General features: G+C 63.2%; 15 protein-coding genes. 5 read left to right on the top strand and 10 right to left on the bottom strand.

What is annotated here, in order from left to right; genetic code table 11:
• The first annotated feature begins 120 nt into the window (after positions 1–120).
• The 4 genes from radA to N181_RS26895 all read left to right on the top strand — a co-directional run bounded on the left by radA (position 121) and on the right by N181_RS26895 (position 4,653).
• Positions 121–1,524 (top strand): DNA repair protein RadA, encoded by a 1,404-nt coding sequence (radA, locus tag N181_RS26880; RefSeq protein WP_014327818.1) that lies wholly within the window; start codon positions 121–123, stop codon positions 1,522–1,524.
• A 140-nt stretch (positions 1,525–1,664) separates the two neighbouring features.
• Complete coding sequence (locus tag N181_RS26885) at positions 1,665–2,264, top strand: CvpA family protein (protein ID WP_014327817.1); 600 nt, start codon at positions 1,665–1,667, stop codon at positions 2,262–2,264.
• A gap of 145 nt (positions 2,265–2,409) precedes the next feature.
• Positions 2,410–3,900 (top strand): amidophosphoribosyltransferase, encoded by a 1,491-nt coding sequence (purF, locus tag N181_RS26890; RefSeq protein WP_037391162.1) that lies wholly within the window; start codon positions 2,410–2,412, stop codon positions 3,898–3,900.
• A gap of 12 nt (positions 3,901–3,912) precedes the next feature.
• The gene (locus N181_RS26895) at positions 3,913–4,653 is read left to right on the top strand and encodes an SDR family NAD(P)-dependent oxidoreductase (RefSeq protein WP_014327815.1); all 741 of its coding nucleotides are present in this window, start codon (positions 3,913–3,915) and stop codon (positions 4,651–4,653) included.
• A 71-nt stretch (positions 4,654–4,724) separates the two neighbouring features.
• Here the strand turns inward: N181_RS26895 and N181_RS26900 are convergent, their stop codons facing one another.
• The 4 genes from N181_RS26900 to N181_RS26915 all read right to left on the bottom strand — a co-directional run bounded on the left by N181_RS26900 (position 4,725) and on the right by N181_RS26915 (position 10,164).
• On the bottom strand, positions 4,725–5,588 hold the full coding sequence (locus tag N181_RS26900; protein WP_014327814.1) for a CDP-alcohol phosphatidyltransferase family protein: 864 nt from the start codon (positions 5,586–5,588) through the stop codon (positions 4,725–4,727).
• Between the two features lie 9 nt (positions 5,589–5,597).
• On the bottom strand, positions 5,598–6,296 hold the full coding sequence (locus N181_RS26905; RefSeq protein ID WP_014327813.1) for a phosphatidylserine decarboxylase: 699 nt from the start codon (positions 6,294–6,296) through the stop codon (positions 5,598–5,600).
• A gap of 108 nt (positions 6,297–6,404) precedes the next feature.
• Positions 6,405–8,297 (bottom strand): ABCB family ABC transporter ATP-binding protein/permease, encoded by a 1,893-nt coding sequence (locus N181_RS26910; RefSeq protein WP_037391163.1) that lies wholly within the window; start codon positions 8,295–8,297, stop codon positions 6,405–6,407.
• 202 nt (positions 8,298–8,499) lie between these two features.
• Positions 8,500–10,164 (bottom strand): LysM peptidoglycan-binding domain-containing protein, encoded by a 1,665-nt coding sequence (locus N181_RS26915; protein ID WP_014327811.1) that lies wholly within the window; start codon positions 10,162–10,164, stop codon positions 8,500–8,502.
• Between the two features lie 242 nt (positions 10,165–10,406).
• Between N181_RS26915 and N181_RS26920 the strand changes: the two genes are divergently transcribed.
• On the top strand, positions 10,407–11,024 hold the full coding sequence (locus N181_RS26920; protein ID WP_037391182.1) for an LOG family protein: 618 nt from the start codon (positions 10,407–10,409) through the stop codon (positions 11,022–11,024).
• An 84-nt stretch (positions 11,025–11,108) separates the two neighbouring features.
• Here the strand turns inward: N181_RS26920 and rarD are convergent, their stop codons facing one another.
• The 6 genes from rarD to N181_RS26950 form a co-directional block, all read right to left on the bottom strand.
• Positions 11,109–12,047, bottom strand: a complete 939-nt coding sequence (gene rarD / locus N181_RS26925; protein WP_037391171.1) for an EamA family transporter RarD — start codon at positions 12,045–12,047, stop codon at positions 11,109–11,111.
• A gap of 180 nt (positions 12,048–12,227) precedes the next feature.
• Positions 12,228–13,844: a citramalate synthase gene (gene cimA / locus N181_RS26930; RefSeq protein WP_014327808.1), complete on the bottom strand. Its 1,617-nt coding sequence runs from the start codon at positions 13,842–13,844 to the stop codon at positions 12,228–12,230.
• Positions 13,845–13,890: 46 nt separating this feature from the next.
• Positions 13,891–14,853: a prolyl aminopeptidase gene (gene pip, locus N181_RS26935; RefSeq protein ID WP_014327807.1), complete on the bottom strand. Its 963-nt coding sequence runs from the start codon at positions 14,851–14,853 to the stop codon at positions 13,891–13,893.
• On the bottom strand, positions 14,850–15,350 hold the full coding sequence (locus tag N181_RS26940) for a GFA family protein (protein WP_014327806.1): 501 nt from the start codon (positions 15,348–15,350) through the stop codon (positions 14,850–14,852). The genes pip and N181_RS26940 overlap by 4 nt, the downstream gene beginning before the upstream one ends.
• A complete protein-coding gene (locus N181_RS26945) occupies positions 15,347–15,826 on the bottom strand; it encodes a GFA family protein (protein WP_014327805.1) in 480 nt (159 codons plus the stop codon). Before N181_RS26945 ends, N181_RS26940 begins: the two co-directional genes overlap by 4 nt.
• Positions 15,823–16,305: a GFA family protein gene (locus tag N181_RS26950; protein ID WP_037391173.1), complete on the bottom strand. Its 483-nt coding sequence runs from the start codon at positions 16,303–16,305 to the stop codon at positions 15,823–15,825. Before N181_RS26950 ends, N181_RS26945 begins: the two co-directional genes overlap by 4 nt.
• Positions 16,306–16,311 lie beyond the last annotated feature (6 nt).

The raw sequence follows: 16,311 nt of genomic DNA on the forward strand, positions 1-16,311 counted from the left end.
TCGTGCGGCATCGAAAATCACCCTTCCAATCGGCATTTCGCGTCATTATGTGACCGCTCGAAGTGATTCTCCCGAGAGAGGCGCGCGCCGCCTCTTGCAACTTGCCGAAAGCTGATTCCGATGGCGAAAGCTCGCACTCAATTCGTCTGCCAGAATTGTGGCACCCTGCACTCCCGCTGGGCCGGCAAGTGCGAGGGATGCGGCGAGTGGAACACGATCATCGAGGAAGACCCGACGGGAGGCATCGGCGGCGGTCCGACGCGCGCCCCCAAGAAGGGGCGGCCGGTGGCGCTGACGACGCTGTCCGGCGAGATCGAGGACGCGCCGCGCATCGAGACGGGCATATCCGAACTCGACCGCGTCACCGGTGGCGGTTTCGTGCGCGGTTCGGCACTGCTCGTCGGCGGCGATCCCGGCATCGGTAAATCGACCGTGCTGATGCAGGCGGCGGCAGCGCTTTCGCGCCGCAAGCATCGGGTAATCTATGTCTCCGGCGAAGAGGCGATCGCCCAGGTGCGCCTGCGCGCCCAGCGGCTCGGCGCGGCCGACAGCGACGTGCTGCTCGCCGCCGAGACCAATGTGGAAGACATCCTGGCGACGCTTTCCGAGGGCAAGCGCCCGGATCTGGTGATCATCGACTCGATCCAGACACTCTGGAGCGACACGGCCGACTCCGCCCCCGGCACGGTAACGCAGGTGCGCACCGGCGTTCAGGCGATGATCCGCTTCGCCAAGCAGACGGGTACGGCGGTCGTGCTGGTCGGCCATGTCACCAAGGAGGGCCAGATCGCCGGCCCGCGCGTCGTCGAGCACATGGTCGACGCCGTCCTCTATTTCGAGGGCGATCGCGGCCATCACTATCGAATCCTCCGAACCGTGAAGAACCGCTTCGGCCCGACCGACGAAATCGGCGTCTTCGAAATGTCCGACCGGGGCCTGCGCGAAGTTGCCAACCCGTCCGAGCTCTTCCTCGGCGAGCGCAACGAGAAATCGCCCGGCGCCGCGGTCTTCGCCGGCATGGAAGGAACCCGGCCGCTGCTCGTCGAGGTGCAGGCGCTGGTCGCGCCGACGTCGCTCGGTACGCCGCGGCGGGCGGTCGTCGGCTGGGACTCGGCGCGGCTGTCGATGATCCTCGCGGTGCTGGAGGCCCATTGCGGCGTGCGCCTCGGCCAGCACGACGTCTACCTGAACGTTGCCGGCGGGTACCGAATTTCCGAGCCGGCTGCCGATCTTGCCGTCGCTTCCGCTTTGGTTTCGTCGCTCGCCGGGCTTGCTCTTCCGGCCGATTGCGTCTATTTCGGCGAAGTCAGCTTGTCGGGCGCTGTCCGGCCGGTTGCGCATACTGCTCAACGTCTCAAGGAAGCCGAGAAACTCGGATTCTCCCAGGCCGTATTGCCGTCTGCAACAACCGACCTGCCGAAGAACGGCAATGGCCGGTGGAGCGAGATGGAGAGCCTGCCGGACCTGGTGGCGCGCATTGCTGGTTCACGACGCGCCCTGCAGCAGTCGGACGAGGCGGAGTGAAGCACCGAGCGCCGCCAAGCGTACTTCCAGTGGCGCTCGGCGATAGCGGTGGAAAGACGTTCTGAGCGCGTGCGGACGCGGCCCGCGACGAATAAGCTTGGTAAGACCCGAGTCAAGACGGGGGTCGGAGTAAGGACAACATGCCCATTACAATTCTCGACGGTATCGTTCTCGGCGTCGCACTGTTTTCGGCCATTCTCGCCATGGTGCGCGGCTTCTCGCGCGAGGTCCTTTCGGTCGCGAGCTGGGTCGGTGCAGCGGCAGCGGCCTATTTCCTCTATCCCTACCTATTGCCCTATGCCAAGCAATACACCACCAACGACACGGTCGCGATGATCGGCTCGGCTGCTGTGATCTTCCTGGTGGCGCTGATCATCATTTCCTTCATCACCATGCGGATCGCCGATTTCATCATCGACAGCCGCATCGGCGCGCTCGACCGCACGCTCGGCTTCCTCTTCGGCGCCGCGCGCGGCATCCTGCTCGTCGTCGTCGCCATGCTGTTCTTCAACTGGCTGGTGGCGCCTCCGCAGCAGCCGGGCTGGGTCACCCAGGCGAAATCGAAGCCGCTGCTCGACAATCTCGGCGACAAGCTGGTGGCGCTGCTGCCGGAAGAGGCGGACGCCACCATTCTTGATCGCTTGCGCGGCAAGGACACGACCGGCGAAGGCGAAAGCGATGCCCCGCCGGCCGCCCCGGATCAGTCGCCCGCCGAGGATGCGCCGGCGACGAACGGCTGAGTAACGAGGAAATCTTGCAACAAAGCCCGCTGTGCGGGCTTTGTCCATTTGGAAATAACGCTTGCCAGTCATTTCGGCTAAGATTGCTTGACGATTGGCAGCCTGACCACGATATGCGCACCGGCATGGAGCAAAGGCGACTGCGATGACCGATCTCAGATCCAGTGAAATCCGCGACGAACTCGATGGCGATACCCTGCACGAGGAATGCGGCGTGTTCGGCATACTCGGTCATCCGGATGCAGCCACGCTGACGGCACTCGGGCTGCATGCGCTCCAGCATCGCGGCCAGGAAGCGGCCGGTATCGTCACCTTCGACGGCAAGCAGTTCTACACCGAAAAGCGCATGGGCCTCGTCGGCGACCACTATACCGACCCCGCCACGCTGGCCAAGCTGCCCGGCTTTGTTTCCATCGGGCATACGCGCTACTCGACGACCGGCGAGGTAGCGCTGCGCAACGTCCAGCCGCTCTTTGCCGAACTCGAAGTCGGCGGTATCGCCATCGCCCATAACGGCAACTTCACCAACGGCCTGACGCTGCGTCGCCAGTTGATCGCAGATGGCGCCATCTGTCAGTCGACCTCGGACACCGAAGTCGTCCTTCACCTCATCGCCCGCTCCAAGCAGGCCTCCTCCTCCGATCGCTTCATCGATGCCATCCGCCAGATGGAAGGCGGTTATTCGATGCTGGCGATGACGCGAACCAAGCTGATCGCGGCGCGCGACCCGATCGGTATCCGCCCCCTCGTCATGGGCGAACTCGACGGCAAGCCGATCTTCTGTTCGGAAACCTGCGCGCTCGACATCATTGGCGCCAAGTACATCCGGGATGTCGAGAACGGCGAAGTCGTCATTTGCGAGATCCAGGCGGACGGCTCGGTCTCGATCGACGCACGCAAGCCGGAATCGCCGCGGCCTGAACGGCTTTGCCTCTTCGAATATGTCTATTTCGCCCGTCCGGATTCGGTCGTCGGCGGCCGCAGCGTCTACGTGGCGCGCAAGAACATGGGCGTCAATCTTGCCAAGGAGTCGCCCGTCGAGGCGGACGTCGTCGTTCCGGTGCCCGACGGCGGCACTCCGGCGGCGCTCGGCTACGCACAGCAGAGCGGCATTCCCTTCGAATACGGCATCATCCGCAACCACTATGTCGGGCGGACCTTCATCGAGCCGACGCAGCAGATCCGCGCCTTCGGCGTCAAGCTGAAGCATTCGGCCAACCGCGCCATGATCGCCGGCAAGCGCGTGGTGCTCGTCGACGATTCGATCGTTCGCGGCACGACCTCGGTCAAGATCGTGCAGATGATCCGCGAGGCCGGTGCACGCGAAGTGCATATCCGCGTCGCGAGCCCGATGATCTTCCATCCGGATTTCTACGGCATCGATACGCCCGACCGCGACAAGCTGCTGGCCAACCAGCATGCCGATCTCGCCTCGATGTGTCGCTTCATCGGTGCCGATTCGCTCGAGTTCCTGACAATCGACGGTCTCTACCAAGCCGTCGGCGGCGCCCCGCGCGACCCGCAGGCGCCGCAGTTCACCGACCATTACTTCACCGGCGATTATCCGACCCGCCTGCTCGACCAGGAAGGCGCGAGCAACGTCCGCAAACTTTCGGTTCTTGCCAGCAACGGATAACCAGACAACACAATGACGCTCAATCTGAAAGACCGGATCGCCGTCGTTACCGGCGCATCGCGCGGCATCGGCTATTTCACTGCCCTCGAACTCGCCAAGGCCGGCGCGCATGTCATCGCCTGCGCCCGTACCGTCGGCGGCCTGGAGGAACTGGACGACGCCATCAAGGCGGCTGGAGGATCGGCGACGCTGGTTCCCTTCGACCTCGCCGACATGGCCGCGATCGACAAGCTCGGTGGCGCCATCAACGAACGCTGGGGCAAGCTCGACATCCTGGTCGCCAATGCTGGCGTGCTCGGCACGATCTCGCCGATCGGCCACGTCGAGGCCAAAGTCTTCGAAAAGGTGATGTCGATCAACGTCACCGCCACCTGGCGCCTGATCCGCTCGCTCGAGCCACTGCTCGTCAAGTCCGATGCCGGCCGGGCACTCATCCTCTCCTCAAGCGCCGCTCACAAGTGCAAGCCGTTCTGGGGCCCCTACTCCGCCTCCAAGGCCGCCGTCGAGGCCCTGGCGCGGACCTGGGCCTACGAGACGCAGCGTCTGCCGCTGCGCATCCTCAGCGTCGATCCGGGTGCGACGCGGACCGCGATGCGGGCTCAGGCCGTACCGGGAGAAGATCCGGCGACGGTGCCACATCCCTCCGAGGTCGCCGCCGCGCTGATGCCCCTGCTCGCTCCCGAGCAAACCGAGACCGGCAAGCTCTTCATCGTCCGGGAAAAGAAGATCGTCGACTACCGGATGCCGGAGTAGTCAGGCTCTGCGGATGTTTAAGAAAAGCCACCGCCGGGTCTCGCGGTGGCTTTTTTTGTCATGCATTGCAATCAGTCGCTGTCGCCCGGCAGGCCATCGCCGCCCTGGCCCGCGGGCCAGTCGCCATATTTTCGCTGCCAGGAGCGAGCGCCGAACGGCAGGCTGATCAGGTAGGCCACCGCGGTCACGGCCATCGTCTCCCACGTATAGGTCATCAGCGTCGCAACGTAGAGGACGACGACCAGGATAGCCGGGAGCACCAGATCGCGGCGCACGCGGTTTTCGGATTTGCCGGACCAGACCGGCAGACGGCTGACCAGCAGGAAGGCGATCAACACGGTATAAACCGACGCTATCAGGGCAAAGATCCTGCCGGGCGCAAGCCCGAGGAGGCCGATATAGACCGGCAGCAGCACCAGCATGGCGCCGGCCGGCGCCGGAACACCGACAAAATATTCCGACTGCCAGGCTGCCTTGACGGGACGTTCGGCCATGACGTTGAAGCGGGCGAGCCGCAAGCCGACCGCGATCGCATAGATCAGCGCCGCGATCCAGCCGACGGAGCGCGCCTGGTCGAGCATGAACACATATAGGACAAGGGCCGGCGCCACGCCGAAATTGATGATATCGGCAAGCGAGTCCATCTGGACGCCGAAGCTCGACGTCGCCTTGAGCAGCCGCGCCACGCGGCCGTCGATGCCATCCAGGAATGCTGCAAACAGCACCATCGCGACGGCGAGTTCGAAACGATTCTCGAAGGCGAGGCGGATGCCGGAGAGGCCAGCACAAATCGCCAGAACGGTGATCGTGTTCGGCACCATCAGGCGCAGCGGGATCTCCCGCAGCCGCGGGCCGCGGGCCTTGTCATGCGTGTCGTTCGTGTCGATCGCCGCTTCCGGGCTTTCGGCCGCATCTTCCTGCCGGGGATTTTCCATCTCGGTTCCTCACGCGCGTCGGCTGATGACCGGCCCCTTCGACGAGCCGAATTCGGCGATCACGGTCTCGCCGGCGATAGCCTTCTGGCCGACACTGACGCGCGGCTGCACGCCTTCCGGCAGAAACACGTCGACGCGCGAACCGAACCGGATGAGACCGAAGCGCTCGCCGCCTTCCAGCGACGCATTCTCGGTCGTCCAGCAGAGAATGCGCCGCGCGACCAAGCCGGCGATCTGGACGACGCCGATAGCGCCGTGGCTCGTTTCGACGACAAGGCCGTTGCGTTCGTTGTCATGGCTTGCCTTGTCGAGTTCGGCATTCAGGAAGCTGCCGGCCCGATAGGCAATGCGCCGGACGGTGCCGCTCATCGGGGCGCGGTTTACATGGCAGTCGAAGACATTCATGAACACCGAAATGCGCAGCATCGGCTCGGAGCCGAGCCCCAGTTCTTCCGGCGGGGTGACGGTGGCGATCGACGATACGCGCCCATCGGCGGGGCTGATGACGAGATCCTCGTCGATCGGCGTCATGCGCTCCGGATCGCGAAAGAAATAGGCGCACCAGGCGGTCAACAGAAAGCCGATCCACATCAGCGGCTCCCACAGGAAGCCAAGGATCAGGGAAACGACGAAAAAGATCGCAATGAAGCGATAGCCTTCCTTGTGCACCGGGACCAGCGTGTTGCGGACCGTTTCGACCAAGCTCATCAACTTACTCCAGATGTGACGTCGCACGTGAACTAGCGCGAATTCGCAGGCCCGGCAACGGCGAACGGCAATTGGCGGTCGCGGCAGCGCGGCCGGCAGCGACCCTCATCATGCCGCCGGCGCGCCGCGGTCGACGATGCCGAGATCGTCGCGCTCACGCACCCGCTTCAACTGCTCCTCGGCCTGCGTCGCCTCGCGCTGGCGGCTCCACATGGAGGCGTAGAGGCCGTCGCGGTCGATCAATTCGCCATGCGTGCCGCGTTCGGCAATGACGCCGTCCTTGAGCACGATGATTTCGTCGGCGTTGATGACGGTCGACAGGCGATGGGCGATCACCAGCGTGGTGCGATTGCGCGACACGACATCGAGGGCCGCCTGGATTTCCTGCTCGGTCTTCGTGTCGAGGGCGGAGGTCGCCTCGTCGAGGATAAGGATCGGCGGTGCCTTCAGGATCGTCCGCGCGATCGCGACGCGCTGCTTCTCGCCGCCCGAAAGCTTCAGTCCGCGCTCGCCGACCATCGCCCGGTAGCCCTCCGGCAAGCCGCCTACGAAGTCGGCGATCTGCGCGGCTTCCGCGGCCGCCTCGACCTCGGCATCCGAGGCCGCTGTGCGGCCGTAGCGGATGTTGTAGGCGATCGAGTCGTTGAAGAGCACCGTGTCCTGCGGAACCATGCCGATCGCGCCGCGCAGGCTCTTCTGGGTGACGTCGCGCACATCCTGACCGTCGACGGTAATCGAGCCCCGCTGAACGTCGTAGAAACGGTAGAGCAGCCGCGACAAGGTGGATTTTCCGGCTCCTGACGGACCGACGACCGCCACCGTCTTGCCGGCCGGCACCTCGAAGGAAATTCCCTTGAGGATGGGGCGGGCTGCATCATAGGCGAAATGCACGTCCTTGAAAGCGATCGCGCCGCGCTCGATCTCGAGTTCTTTCGCATCCGGACGATCGACCACTTCCGCCTGAACGTCGAGGAGATCGAACATGTGCTCGATATCGGTCAGCCCCTGGCGGATTTCGCGATAAACGAATCCGATGAAGTTCAGCGGGATGGCGAGCTGGATCAGCATCGCGTTGACGAAGACGAAGTCGCCGATGGTCTGTTCGCCGCTTTTGACGGCGAGCGCCGAGATCGTCATCATCACCGCGGTGCCGGCACCGAATATCAGCGCCTGGCCGAAGTTCAGCCAGCCGAGCGAGGTCCAGACCTGGGTGGCGGCGCGTTCGTAGCGCTCCATCGACTTGTCGAAGCGCTTCGCCTCCATCTCCTCGTTGCCGAAATACTTGACGGTCTCGAAGTTCAGCAGCGAATCGATCGCCTTGGTGTTGGCATCGGTGTCGCTGTCGTTCATCGACCGGCGGATGGCGATGCGCCAGTCGCTGGCGCGCACCGTGAACCAGATGTAGAGCCAGACGGTGACGGCGGTGACGAGGAGATAGCTGAAGCCGTAACCCCACCAGAAGATCACCGCGGTCAGCAGAAATTCGATCAAAGTCGGAACGCTGTTGAGGATCGTGAAGCGAACGATCGTCTCAATGCCCTTGGTGCCGCGCTCGATGATGCGCGAGAGCCCGCCGGTGCGCCGCTCCAGATGGAAGCGCAGCGACAGCTGATGCATGTGGACGAAGGTTCTGTAAGCGAGCTGCCGGACGGCGTGCTGGCCGACACTCGCAAAAAGGGCGTCGCGCAATTGATTGAGGCCGGACTGCAGCAGGCGCGCCAGATTGTAGGCGAGCACCAGCATGACGGCTCCAGTCAGGAATTGCGGCAGGAAGCCGAGCGCGTCCGGCTTGTTGTTCAGCGCATCCGTTGCCCATTTGAAAAAATAAGGAACCAGAACGAGAACAGTTTTTGCGGCGACAAGGATGATGGTCGCCCAAATGACGCGAAGCTTGAGATCAGGACGGTCGGCCGGCCACATATAGGGCCAGAGATTGGCGATCGTACCGAATGGATTGGCGGCATCGGCGGAAACCGTCTTCTTCTGGTTCTTGGGTGCCAAGTGTCTCTGCTTCCAATACTTCCGGACCGCGGCGATGCAGAGTGAGCGCGACGTCAACCGAGAGGTCAGCATACCGCTTGAGCTCGTCCGCGATCCCTTTCCGGCTCAATGAAAAGCGGCGTCCTTTGACGGACGCCGCCTGCCTTTACAAATAGGTCTCCCCCCGCTCCACCGCAATGGAACTGCGGTTGGAAGAAGGAAATTATTCGTGTCTCACGCGCTTGCGATGGATCTGCCGCGATTCCTCGTCGGAGAGGGCCTCGTTCGGAACCCCGAACACCTGTCCGGGGCGGATCAGGTCGGGATTGTCGATCTGTTCGCGGTTGGCGAGATAGATCGTCGTGTAGCGTACCCCCGCGCCATAGACGCGCCGCGAGATCTGCCAGAGCGTGTCGCCGCGGCGGATGATCACCGATTCCTTGCTTTCCTTGAGCGGCGGCTGCTCGATCGTCGCAGGCTGCGCCTCGGAAGGTGGCGATGCCGCCACCTGCTCGCTCGCAGGCGGTGTTGCGGAATTCGCCGCGGTCTCGGTCTTCGGTGGTTCCACCGCATCGCTCGCCGTGGCCTGGGGCTTGGCAGAGGCCGCGACCATAGTTCCAGCTGCCTGTTGCGGCAAGGCAGGTCCGATGACCCCGTCAACCTTGCCCAGCGTCGCGATGATGCTTGCCGGGTCCTGCGGCGAATTTCGAAGAAGCTTCAGACCCTCGGCGGCGGCCTTCGAAGCCTCGGCCGCCGTAGCCGTCTGCGACGCGTCGGAACTGTCGGCCGGCTTGAACTCGGAAAGCGATTTCAGTGCAAATTCCGTTGCCGAACGAGCAGCGGCAAGCTGCTCGGCGGAGGGCTGCTTGCCATCGGCGAACAACCCCTTCAACAGGGCGACCGCCTTGCCTGCTTCCGTCCTGAGGCCGTCGAGGCCAGGGGCAGCGGAGCCCGCGGAGGAGCCGGCAATCGCAGCAACCTGCGCGCCGGCCGGCCTGTCGAAAGGCACCGAGGCGCGCATCGCGACCTTGGTGGGGTCCTCGCTCATCATGTCCGCACGGATGATGTGGCTGCCGACGGCGAGATCAACCGAACCATCGACGACGAAGTGTCCCTGGTCGTCCGCCTTCATCTCTCCGACGAGCTTTTCGTCGGCGTAGATGCGCACCAGCGCTCCGGGCTTCGCATTGCCAGCGACGAATATCTTCTTGCCTTCGATCTCCACGGCCGTCACCTGCAGTCCCGGCACGATATTGGAAGGCGCCGGCGTCGCCTCGGTCGCGCCGTTCTGCGTGGCGGGCACCGCGGCAGTCTCGGTCGGCTTGGCATCGGCCTTCGGCGTGGTGATCAGCCGGCTCGCCTCGCCCGGCTTGGAGACCATCGCCAGCAGCTGCCCGCCTGGCTCCTTCGGCACGGAAACGGTCGCAACCTCTTCCGAAGTCTTGCTGGCGCCGTCCGCACCGACACTTCTGAGCGTGAGTTGGTGGTCACCCGTTGCAAGCGGCTTGTCAAAGACGGCGGCGAAGTCCCCGGCGGCGTTTACATCGGCCGTGCCGACAACGGTATCGCCGCTCAGAATCTCTAGTTTCGTGCCCGGCTGGGCCCGGCCGGCGACGACGGTCGACCCGTCCGGCTCGACGCGAAGAAGATCAAACCCGGGAATGGTCAAATCGGCGGCCGCAGCGGGAGCGGCGCTGGCGGCGGTCGCGGCCGCCTGCTCCTTGACCGGGGCCGCTCCTGCGGTCTCACTGCCGCTTGCTGCCGGTTGCGCGGCCCGATCCTTGTCATCTTCCTTCAGATCGAGGTTCGGCTGAACCACGAAGACCATCAATGCAGTCGCAATCGCCAGCACACCGAGGGCTACCCAGCTGGCCTTGTTCTTAATCATGCCACTCTCCACAGGAGCGGAGCGTTGCTCCGCACATGCCCCTTATCGGCTCGCAACATGCAAGCCTTTGCTACATTATAGCGCAACGGCGGTCGGCCGTCCGAATTCTTCAATGTAATGCTGAAATTGCTAACGTTTCCTGTAGTTAAGCACAAGCTTCGACTGCGCAGGCAAGCAATGGGGCGACAGATTTTCGCGCATTTTCCTTGACCATGCTGCGCTGCAATGTCTTTTTTGCCTTCATGATCAAGCACCCTGCCCCGATTCGATCCGTTTGCGTCTATTGCGGTTCACAGCCTGGACGCGATCCCGCGCATATCGAGGCGGGGCGTCTTCTGGGCAAATCGATCGCCGATCACGGTCTGCAGCTCGTCTATGGCGGCGGCACGCGCGGCATCATGGGTGCAGTGGCAAGCGGGGTGCTGTCGGCCGGCGGTCACGTTACCGGCATCATTCCCGAATTCCTGATGGACAAGGAAGCGACCCGCCACTCGCTCGGCCAGCTCAACGAGCTCATCGTCACCGGCGACATGCATGAACGCAAGCACACGATGTTCGAGCGTGCCGACGCCTTCATCGCGCTGCCCGGCGGCATCGGCACGCTCGAGGAGATCGTCGAGATCATGACCTGGGCGCAGCTCGGCCGCCACCGCAAGCCGATGGTGTTCGGCAATATCAACGGCTTCTGGGCGCCGATGCTCGAACTCCTGACGCATATGCGCGAGCAAGGCTTCGTCCACACGGCCCACCTGGTCCAGCCGCTGGTGATCGACCGCGTCGAAGACATCGTTCCCGGCATCCTCGCCACCGCCGCCGCGAACGACCGTGAAGGCGCAACCGAGATCATTTCCAGACTTTAATCTAAAAGGTTAGAGCGGGATGCGGGCGGAAAACCGCGCACACTTTTCCTCATCCCGCTCGAGAGCCTTGCCTGGCTAAATGAACTACTCCGCCGGAGTCGGCTGCGCGGCGCGACGGGCTCGGCTTTCGACGAGCATCGCGCCCGAATAGATGAAGAGCGCCGCCCAGATCAGCGCGAAGGCAATCAGTTTCGCCGCGCCAAAGGGCTCGTGGAACACGAAAACGGCGATCACGAAGATCATCGTCGGCGCGATATACTGCATGATGCCGATGGTCGAGAGTCGCAAGAGCTTCGCGCCATTGGCATAGATCATCAGCGGCACGGCGGTGACGAGACCGCAGGACAGAAGCAGGACGACGTCGGTCATGTTTGTGTCGCCGAAGTGCCCCTGCCCCGTCGCCTCGAGCCAGATGATGTAGCCGATCGCCGGGACACTGAGCAGAAGCACCTCGAGGAAGAAGCCCTGATTCGGCCCGATCGGCAGCGTCTTGCGGAAGAAGGCGTAAAACCCCCAGGAGATGCAAAGCCCGATCGACACCCAGGGCAGGCCGCCAGCGTCGAAGGCGAGCACGGCGACCGCAAGCGCGGCGAGCGCGATCGCCACCATCTGCGTCGGACTCGGCCTTTCCTTGAGCAGCAGAGCCCCGAGGAAAATCGAGAACAGCGGATTGATGTAATAGCCGAGCGCCGTCTCGATCGCCCGGCCGGCACCGATCGCCCAGACATAGATGCCCCAGTTGACGGTGATGAGGGCGGCCGTCAGCGTCGCCATCTTCAGCATGCGCGGCGAGCGCAACGCAGTCTTGATCTCCTGCGTGCGGCCAAGCCACAGAAGCACGAGGCCAGCGAGCGGCACCGACCAGACGATGCGGTGCGCGACAACTTCAGGCGCAGGAATATGCGCCACCGCCTTCATGAAAAAGGGCAGGAAACCCCAGAGCAGATAGGCTGTCAGCGCGAAGGCGAATCCTCTCGCGGAATCGGTATTCTCTGCGGGCTGTTTCGCGTTCGGCTCGGCCATGATCCTGATCCTGAAAACTCGACCGCAGCCAAGCGGAGATCGCTCCGGTCTCAATAGACGGCCAGTCGTCAGCGCAGAATTGCCGTCTCTCCTCTTTGCCTCCTACTCCAACGAACGGTGATGCACCAATTCATTTCCGTGAACCGATGCGTGAACGATATTGAAGATGGGCGCGCAGGACTATTCGGCAGCGATCAGCCCGACCCGGTCGCGATTCTTGAGCAGCTTGTAGACGATACTGTCCATCAGCGCCTGGAAGGACGCATCGATGATGTTGTCGGAGACGCCGACGGTCCACCAGCGCGCGCCCGTCCGGTCGGTCGATTCGATCAGCACGCGGGTAATGGCACCGGTGCCGCCATTCAAGATACGCACCTTGTAGTCGGCGAGCTCGAGATCGGCGATCTCCGACTGGAACTTGCCGAGATCCTTGCGAAGCGCGAGGTCGAGCGCATTGACGGGGCCATGTCCCTCGGCGACCGACATCATCACTTCGCCGTCGACGATGACCTTGACCACGGCCTCCGATACAGTTTTCAAATTGCCGTTCGCATCGAAACGGCGTTCGACCATGACCCGGAAGCTTTCCACATGGAAGAAATCGGGCACCGTGCCGAGGATACGGCTGGCGAGCAGCGTGAAACTCGCATCCGCACCTTCATAGGCATAGCCGGTCGCCTCGCGCTCCTTGACGATCTCGATCAGCTTGTCGAGCCGCGGATCGTCCTTCGAGACGGTGATGCCGCGCCGCTTCAGCGCGTTGATGAAGTTTGCCTTGCCACCCTGGTCGGAGACCATGACCTTGCGCAGATTGCCGACCGACTCGGGCGCGACATGTTCGTAGGTGCGCGGATCCTTCAACAGCGCCGAGGCATGGATGCCCGCCTTCGTGGCAAAGGCTGACGCGCCGACATAAGGCGCCTGCGGGTCCGGCGAGCGATTGAGGAGTTCGTCGAAGGCGTGGGCAAGCGTCGTCAATTCCTGCAGCTTGTCGGCGTCGATGGTCGTCTCGAAGCGCTCCGAATAGGTTTCCTTCAGCGCAAGTGTCGCAATCAACGTCACCAGGTTGGCATTGCCGCAGCGTTCGCCGATGCCGTTCAGCGTTCCCTGTACCTGCCGCACCCCGGCCTCGACCGCGGCCAAGGAGTTCGCCACCGCCTGGCCGGTATCGTTGTGCGCGTGGATGCCGAGATTGGCGCCCGGGACCCCGGATGCAATCACGGCAGAAACGATTTCCCGGATTTCCGGCGGCTGCGTGCCGCCATTGGTGTCGCAGAGCACCACCCAGCGCGCCCCGGCCTCGAGCGCCGTTTTCGCACAGGCGATCGCATAGGCCGGGTTTGCCTTGTAGCCATCGAAGAAATGTTCGCAATCGACCATCGCCTCGCGGCCGGAGGCGACAACGGCCTCGACCGAGGCGCGGATATTCTCGAGGTTTTCCTCGTTCGAACAGCCGAGCGCCACCTTCACATGATAGTCCCAGCTCTTGGCGACGAGACAGATGGCATCGCTCTTGGCCGCGAGCAGCGCAGTGAGACCCGGGTCGTTGGAGGCGGAGATGCCGGCGCGCTTGGTCATGCCGAAGGCGACGAAGGAGGCCTTCTGCGTGCGCTTCTTCGTGAAGAACTCCGTGTCGGTCGGATTGGCTCCCGGATAGCCGCCCTCGACATAGTCCATGCCGAATTCGTCGAGCATCGAGGCGATGGCGATCTTGTCCTCGACGGAAAAGTCGATGCCGGGCGTCTGCTGCCCGTCTCGAAGCGTCGTGTCGAAGAGATAGATGCGTTCCTTGGTCATGGCTCGGTCCAAAATGCAGGTCTGGAAATCAGTGCGGGGTTTACCGCTATTCGGTCTTGCCGGCGAATTTGTCGGTCGCGCGGATTAGGCGATCGAGAATGCCCGGCTCGGAATAGGCATGGCCTGCCCCCTCGATCAGATGAAATTCGGCCTCCGGCCAGGCCTTGTGCAACTGCCAGGCATATCTGGCCGGGCACGGCATGTCGTAGCGGCCGTGGACGATCACGCCCGGGATGCCGTGGAGCTTGTGCGCATCGCGCAGCAACTGCCCCTCGTCGAGCCAACCGGCATTGACGAAGAAATGGTTTTCGATCCGGGCAAAGGCATCGGCAAACTCCTCGTCCTCGAACCGGGTACTGGTCGCCGGCTCGGGCAGTAGCGTGATCGTCTCACCCTCCCAGATGCTCCAGGCCTTGGCTGCCGCAAGCCGCGTCGCGCGGTCATCGCTCGTCAGGCGGCGGTGGTAAGCGCGCATCATCTCGTGACGTTCTTCCGGCGGGATCGGGGCGATGAAGCGCTCCCACTTGTCGGGGAAGATTTCCGAGACACCGAACTGATAGTACCAGTCGAGTTCGGCCCTGGTCAGCATATAGACGCCCCGGACGACCAGCTCGGAAACGCGCTCGGGATGCTTTTCGGCATAGGCGAGCGCCAGCGTCGAGCCCCAGGAGCCACCGAAGACCAGCCATTCCTCAACGCCGGCGAGTTCACGCAATCGCTCGATATCGGCGACGAGATGCCAGGTCGTATTGGCGTTGATCTCCGCATGCGGGGTCGACTTGCCGCAACCGCGCTGGTCGAACAATGTGACATCGTAAAGCGCCGGATCGAAGAGGCGCCGATGGTTCGGCGAGATCGTACCGCCAGGACCGCCGTGCAAGAACACAGCCGGCTTCGCCCCTGATGTGCCTGCCTTTTCCCAGTAGATCACATGGCCGTCGCCGACGTCGAGGCGACCCGAGGCATAGGGTTCAATTTCCGGATAAAGAGTTCTGACTGCAGCACTCACGGCAAAACTTCCTCGGGTGGCCAGTGAACGGTGTCGAAATCAGGGTGCTGGCGGTTCGATTCCAGCACGCACAGATGGCGCGCGGCGGCTTCTTCACTGCCATCATCCGTGTCTCTTTCGGGAAGTCTCGGCAGGTGCGCAAACCAGAACATCCGCGACTCGACGCCGGACTGATAGATGGGTTGGACGTCATCGGGATCGTCGAGCGAGCCGAGTGTGATGTTCAAAAAGCTCGCATCCGGCATGTCGTAGAAGAGCGGCGTACCGCAATTGCGGCAGAAGCCGCGCCGCACCAGATCGGAGGAGCGAAACCAGGAAGGCTGGCCGCGTGTGATGCTCAAATTCTCGCGCGCGATATTGGCAAGTGGCAGGAAATAGTTGCCCGCCGCCTTTTGGCACATGCGGCAATGACAGATATGGGGATCGTCGAGCGTGCCCTCGGCACGGTAACGCACCTGGCCGCATTGGCAGCCGCCCGTGAAGATGCGCCTGATCATGATGTCCACTGCCCTGCCGACGGCCACTGCTCCGTCTCGTGATCGGGATGCTGGAAGGAGATGATCCGCTCCTGCCGGGCATAATAGTCCTGATCATCATGGACCGGCTGATCGAAGATCGTTTCGACCCAAGGCAGGCGAGCCTGGTAATTGACCTGGATCTGCGGTGCGAGATCGGAGCGGTCGTCGAAGGCGCCGATGGCGATTTCCAAGCCGCCGGGATGCCGATAGGTCAGCGGTGTGCCGCATTTCGGGCAAAAGCCGCGATCGATATTCACCGAGGATTGGAAATAGCTCGGTTCGTCGCGTATCCATTCGACCCCGTCCTTTGGCGCCGTCACCAGGGCCGAAAAGAACGAACCGAACTGCTTCTGGCACATTCGGCAATGGCAGATCGACGGGCGTCCGAGGTCGCCGCGGATGCGGAAACGGACCGAACCGCACTGGCACCCTCCAGTTCGTGTGGCGTCACTCATCGTTTCTCCTCCGGGGGCCAGGTTTCGGTGTCATGATCGGGATGCTGATAGGATTCGAGATGGGCCAGGTAAGAAGCCGCATCGACGTCGGCCATCGTCTCCTCGCCGGGAAGGCTCGGCACGTGGTCGACATAGGGCAATTTCGCCTCGGTACCCCACTGGATCGTCGGTGTTATGCCTTCGGGCCTGTCGAAGGCGGCTATCGCCAGCGCGATGCCGTCCGGTGCCTCGAAGGTGAGCGGCGTGCCGCAATCGCCGCAGAAGCCGCGCCAGACCGCATTGGATGACTGGAACCGCTTGCGCTCGCCCCGCGGCCAGGAGACTTTCGCCCCGCGCACCGAAACGAGCGGCAGATAGAAATTGCCGCTCGCCTTCTGGCACATACGGCAGTGGCAGACCGATGCGTCGCCGAGCTTGCCCTCGACGCGGAAGCGGACCGCACCACATTGGCATCCGCCGGTATGGAAATCGTCAGCCATCTCTTC

This window comes from Sinorhizobium fredii USDA 205 (assembly GCF_001461695.1).
GTDB classification, from domain to species: domain Bacteria; phylum Pseudomonadota; class Alphaproteobacteria; order Rhizobiales; family Rhizobiaceae; genus Sinorhizobium; species Sinorhizobium fredii.

Coding starts and splice junctions, on each gene's coding strand:
- radA (WP_014327818.1), top strand. CDS start 121: ATGGCGAAAGCTCGCACTCAATTCGTCTGCCAGAATTGTGGCACCCTG.
- N181_RS26885 (WP_014327817.1), top strand. CDS start 1,665: ATGCCCATTACAATTCTCGACGGTATCGTTCTCGGCGTCGCACTGTTT.
- purF (WP_037391162.1), top strand. CDS start 2,410: ATGACCGATCTCAGATCCAGTGAAATCCGCGACGAACTCGATGGCGAT.
- N181_RS26895 (WP_014327815.1), top strand. CDS start 3,913: ATGACGCTCAATCTGAAAGACCGGATCGCCGTCGTTACCGGCGCATCG.
- N181_RS26900 (WP_014327814.1), bottom strand. CDS start 5,588: ATGGAAAATCCCCGGCAGGAAGATGCGGCCGAAAGCCCGGAAGCGGCG.
- N181_RS26905 (WP_014327813.1), bottom strand. CDS start 6,296: ATGAGCTTGGTCGAAACGGTCCGCAACACGCTGGTCCCGGTGCACAAG.
- N181_RS26915 (WP_014327811.1), bottom strand. CDS start 10,164: ATGATTAAGAACAAGGCCAGCTGGGTAGCCCTCGGTGTGCTGGCGATT.
- N181_RS26920 (WP_037391182.1), top strand. CDS start 10,407: ATGATCAAGCACCCTGCCCCGATTCGATCCGTTTGCGTCTATTGCGGT.
- rarD (WP_037391171.1), bottom strand. CDS start 12,047: ATGGCCGAGCCGAACGCGAAACAGCCCGCAGAGAATACCGATTCCGCG.
- cimA (WP_014327808.1), bottom strand. CDS start 13,844: ATGACCAAGGAACGCATCTATCTCTTCGACACGACGCTTCGAGACGGG.
- N181_RS26940 (WP_014327806.1), bottom strand. CDS start 15,350: ATGATCAGGCGCATCTTCACGGGCGGCTGCCAATGCGGCCAGGTGCGT.
- N181_RS26945 (WP_014327805.1), bottom strand. CDS start 15,826: ATGAGTGACGCCACACGAACTGGAGGGTGCCAGTGCGGTTCGGTCCGT.
- N181_RS26950 (WP_037391173.1), bottom strand. CDS start 16,305: ATGGCTGACGATTTCCATACCGGCGGATGCCAATGTGGTGCGGTCCGC.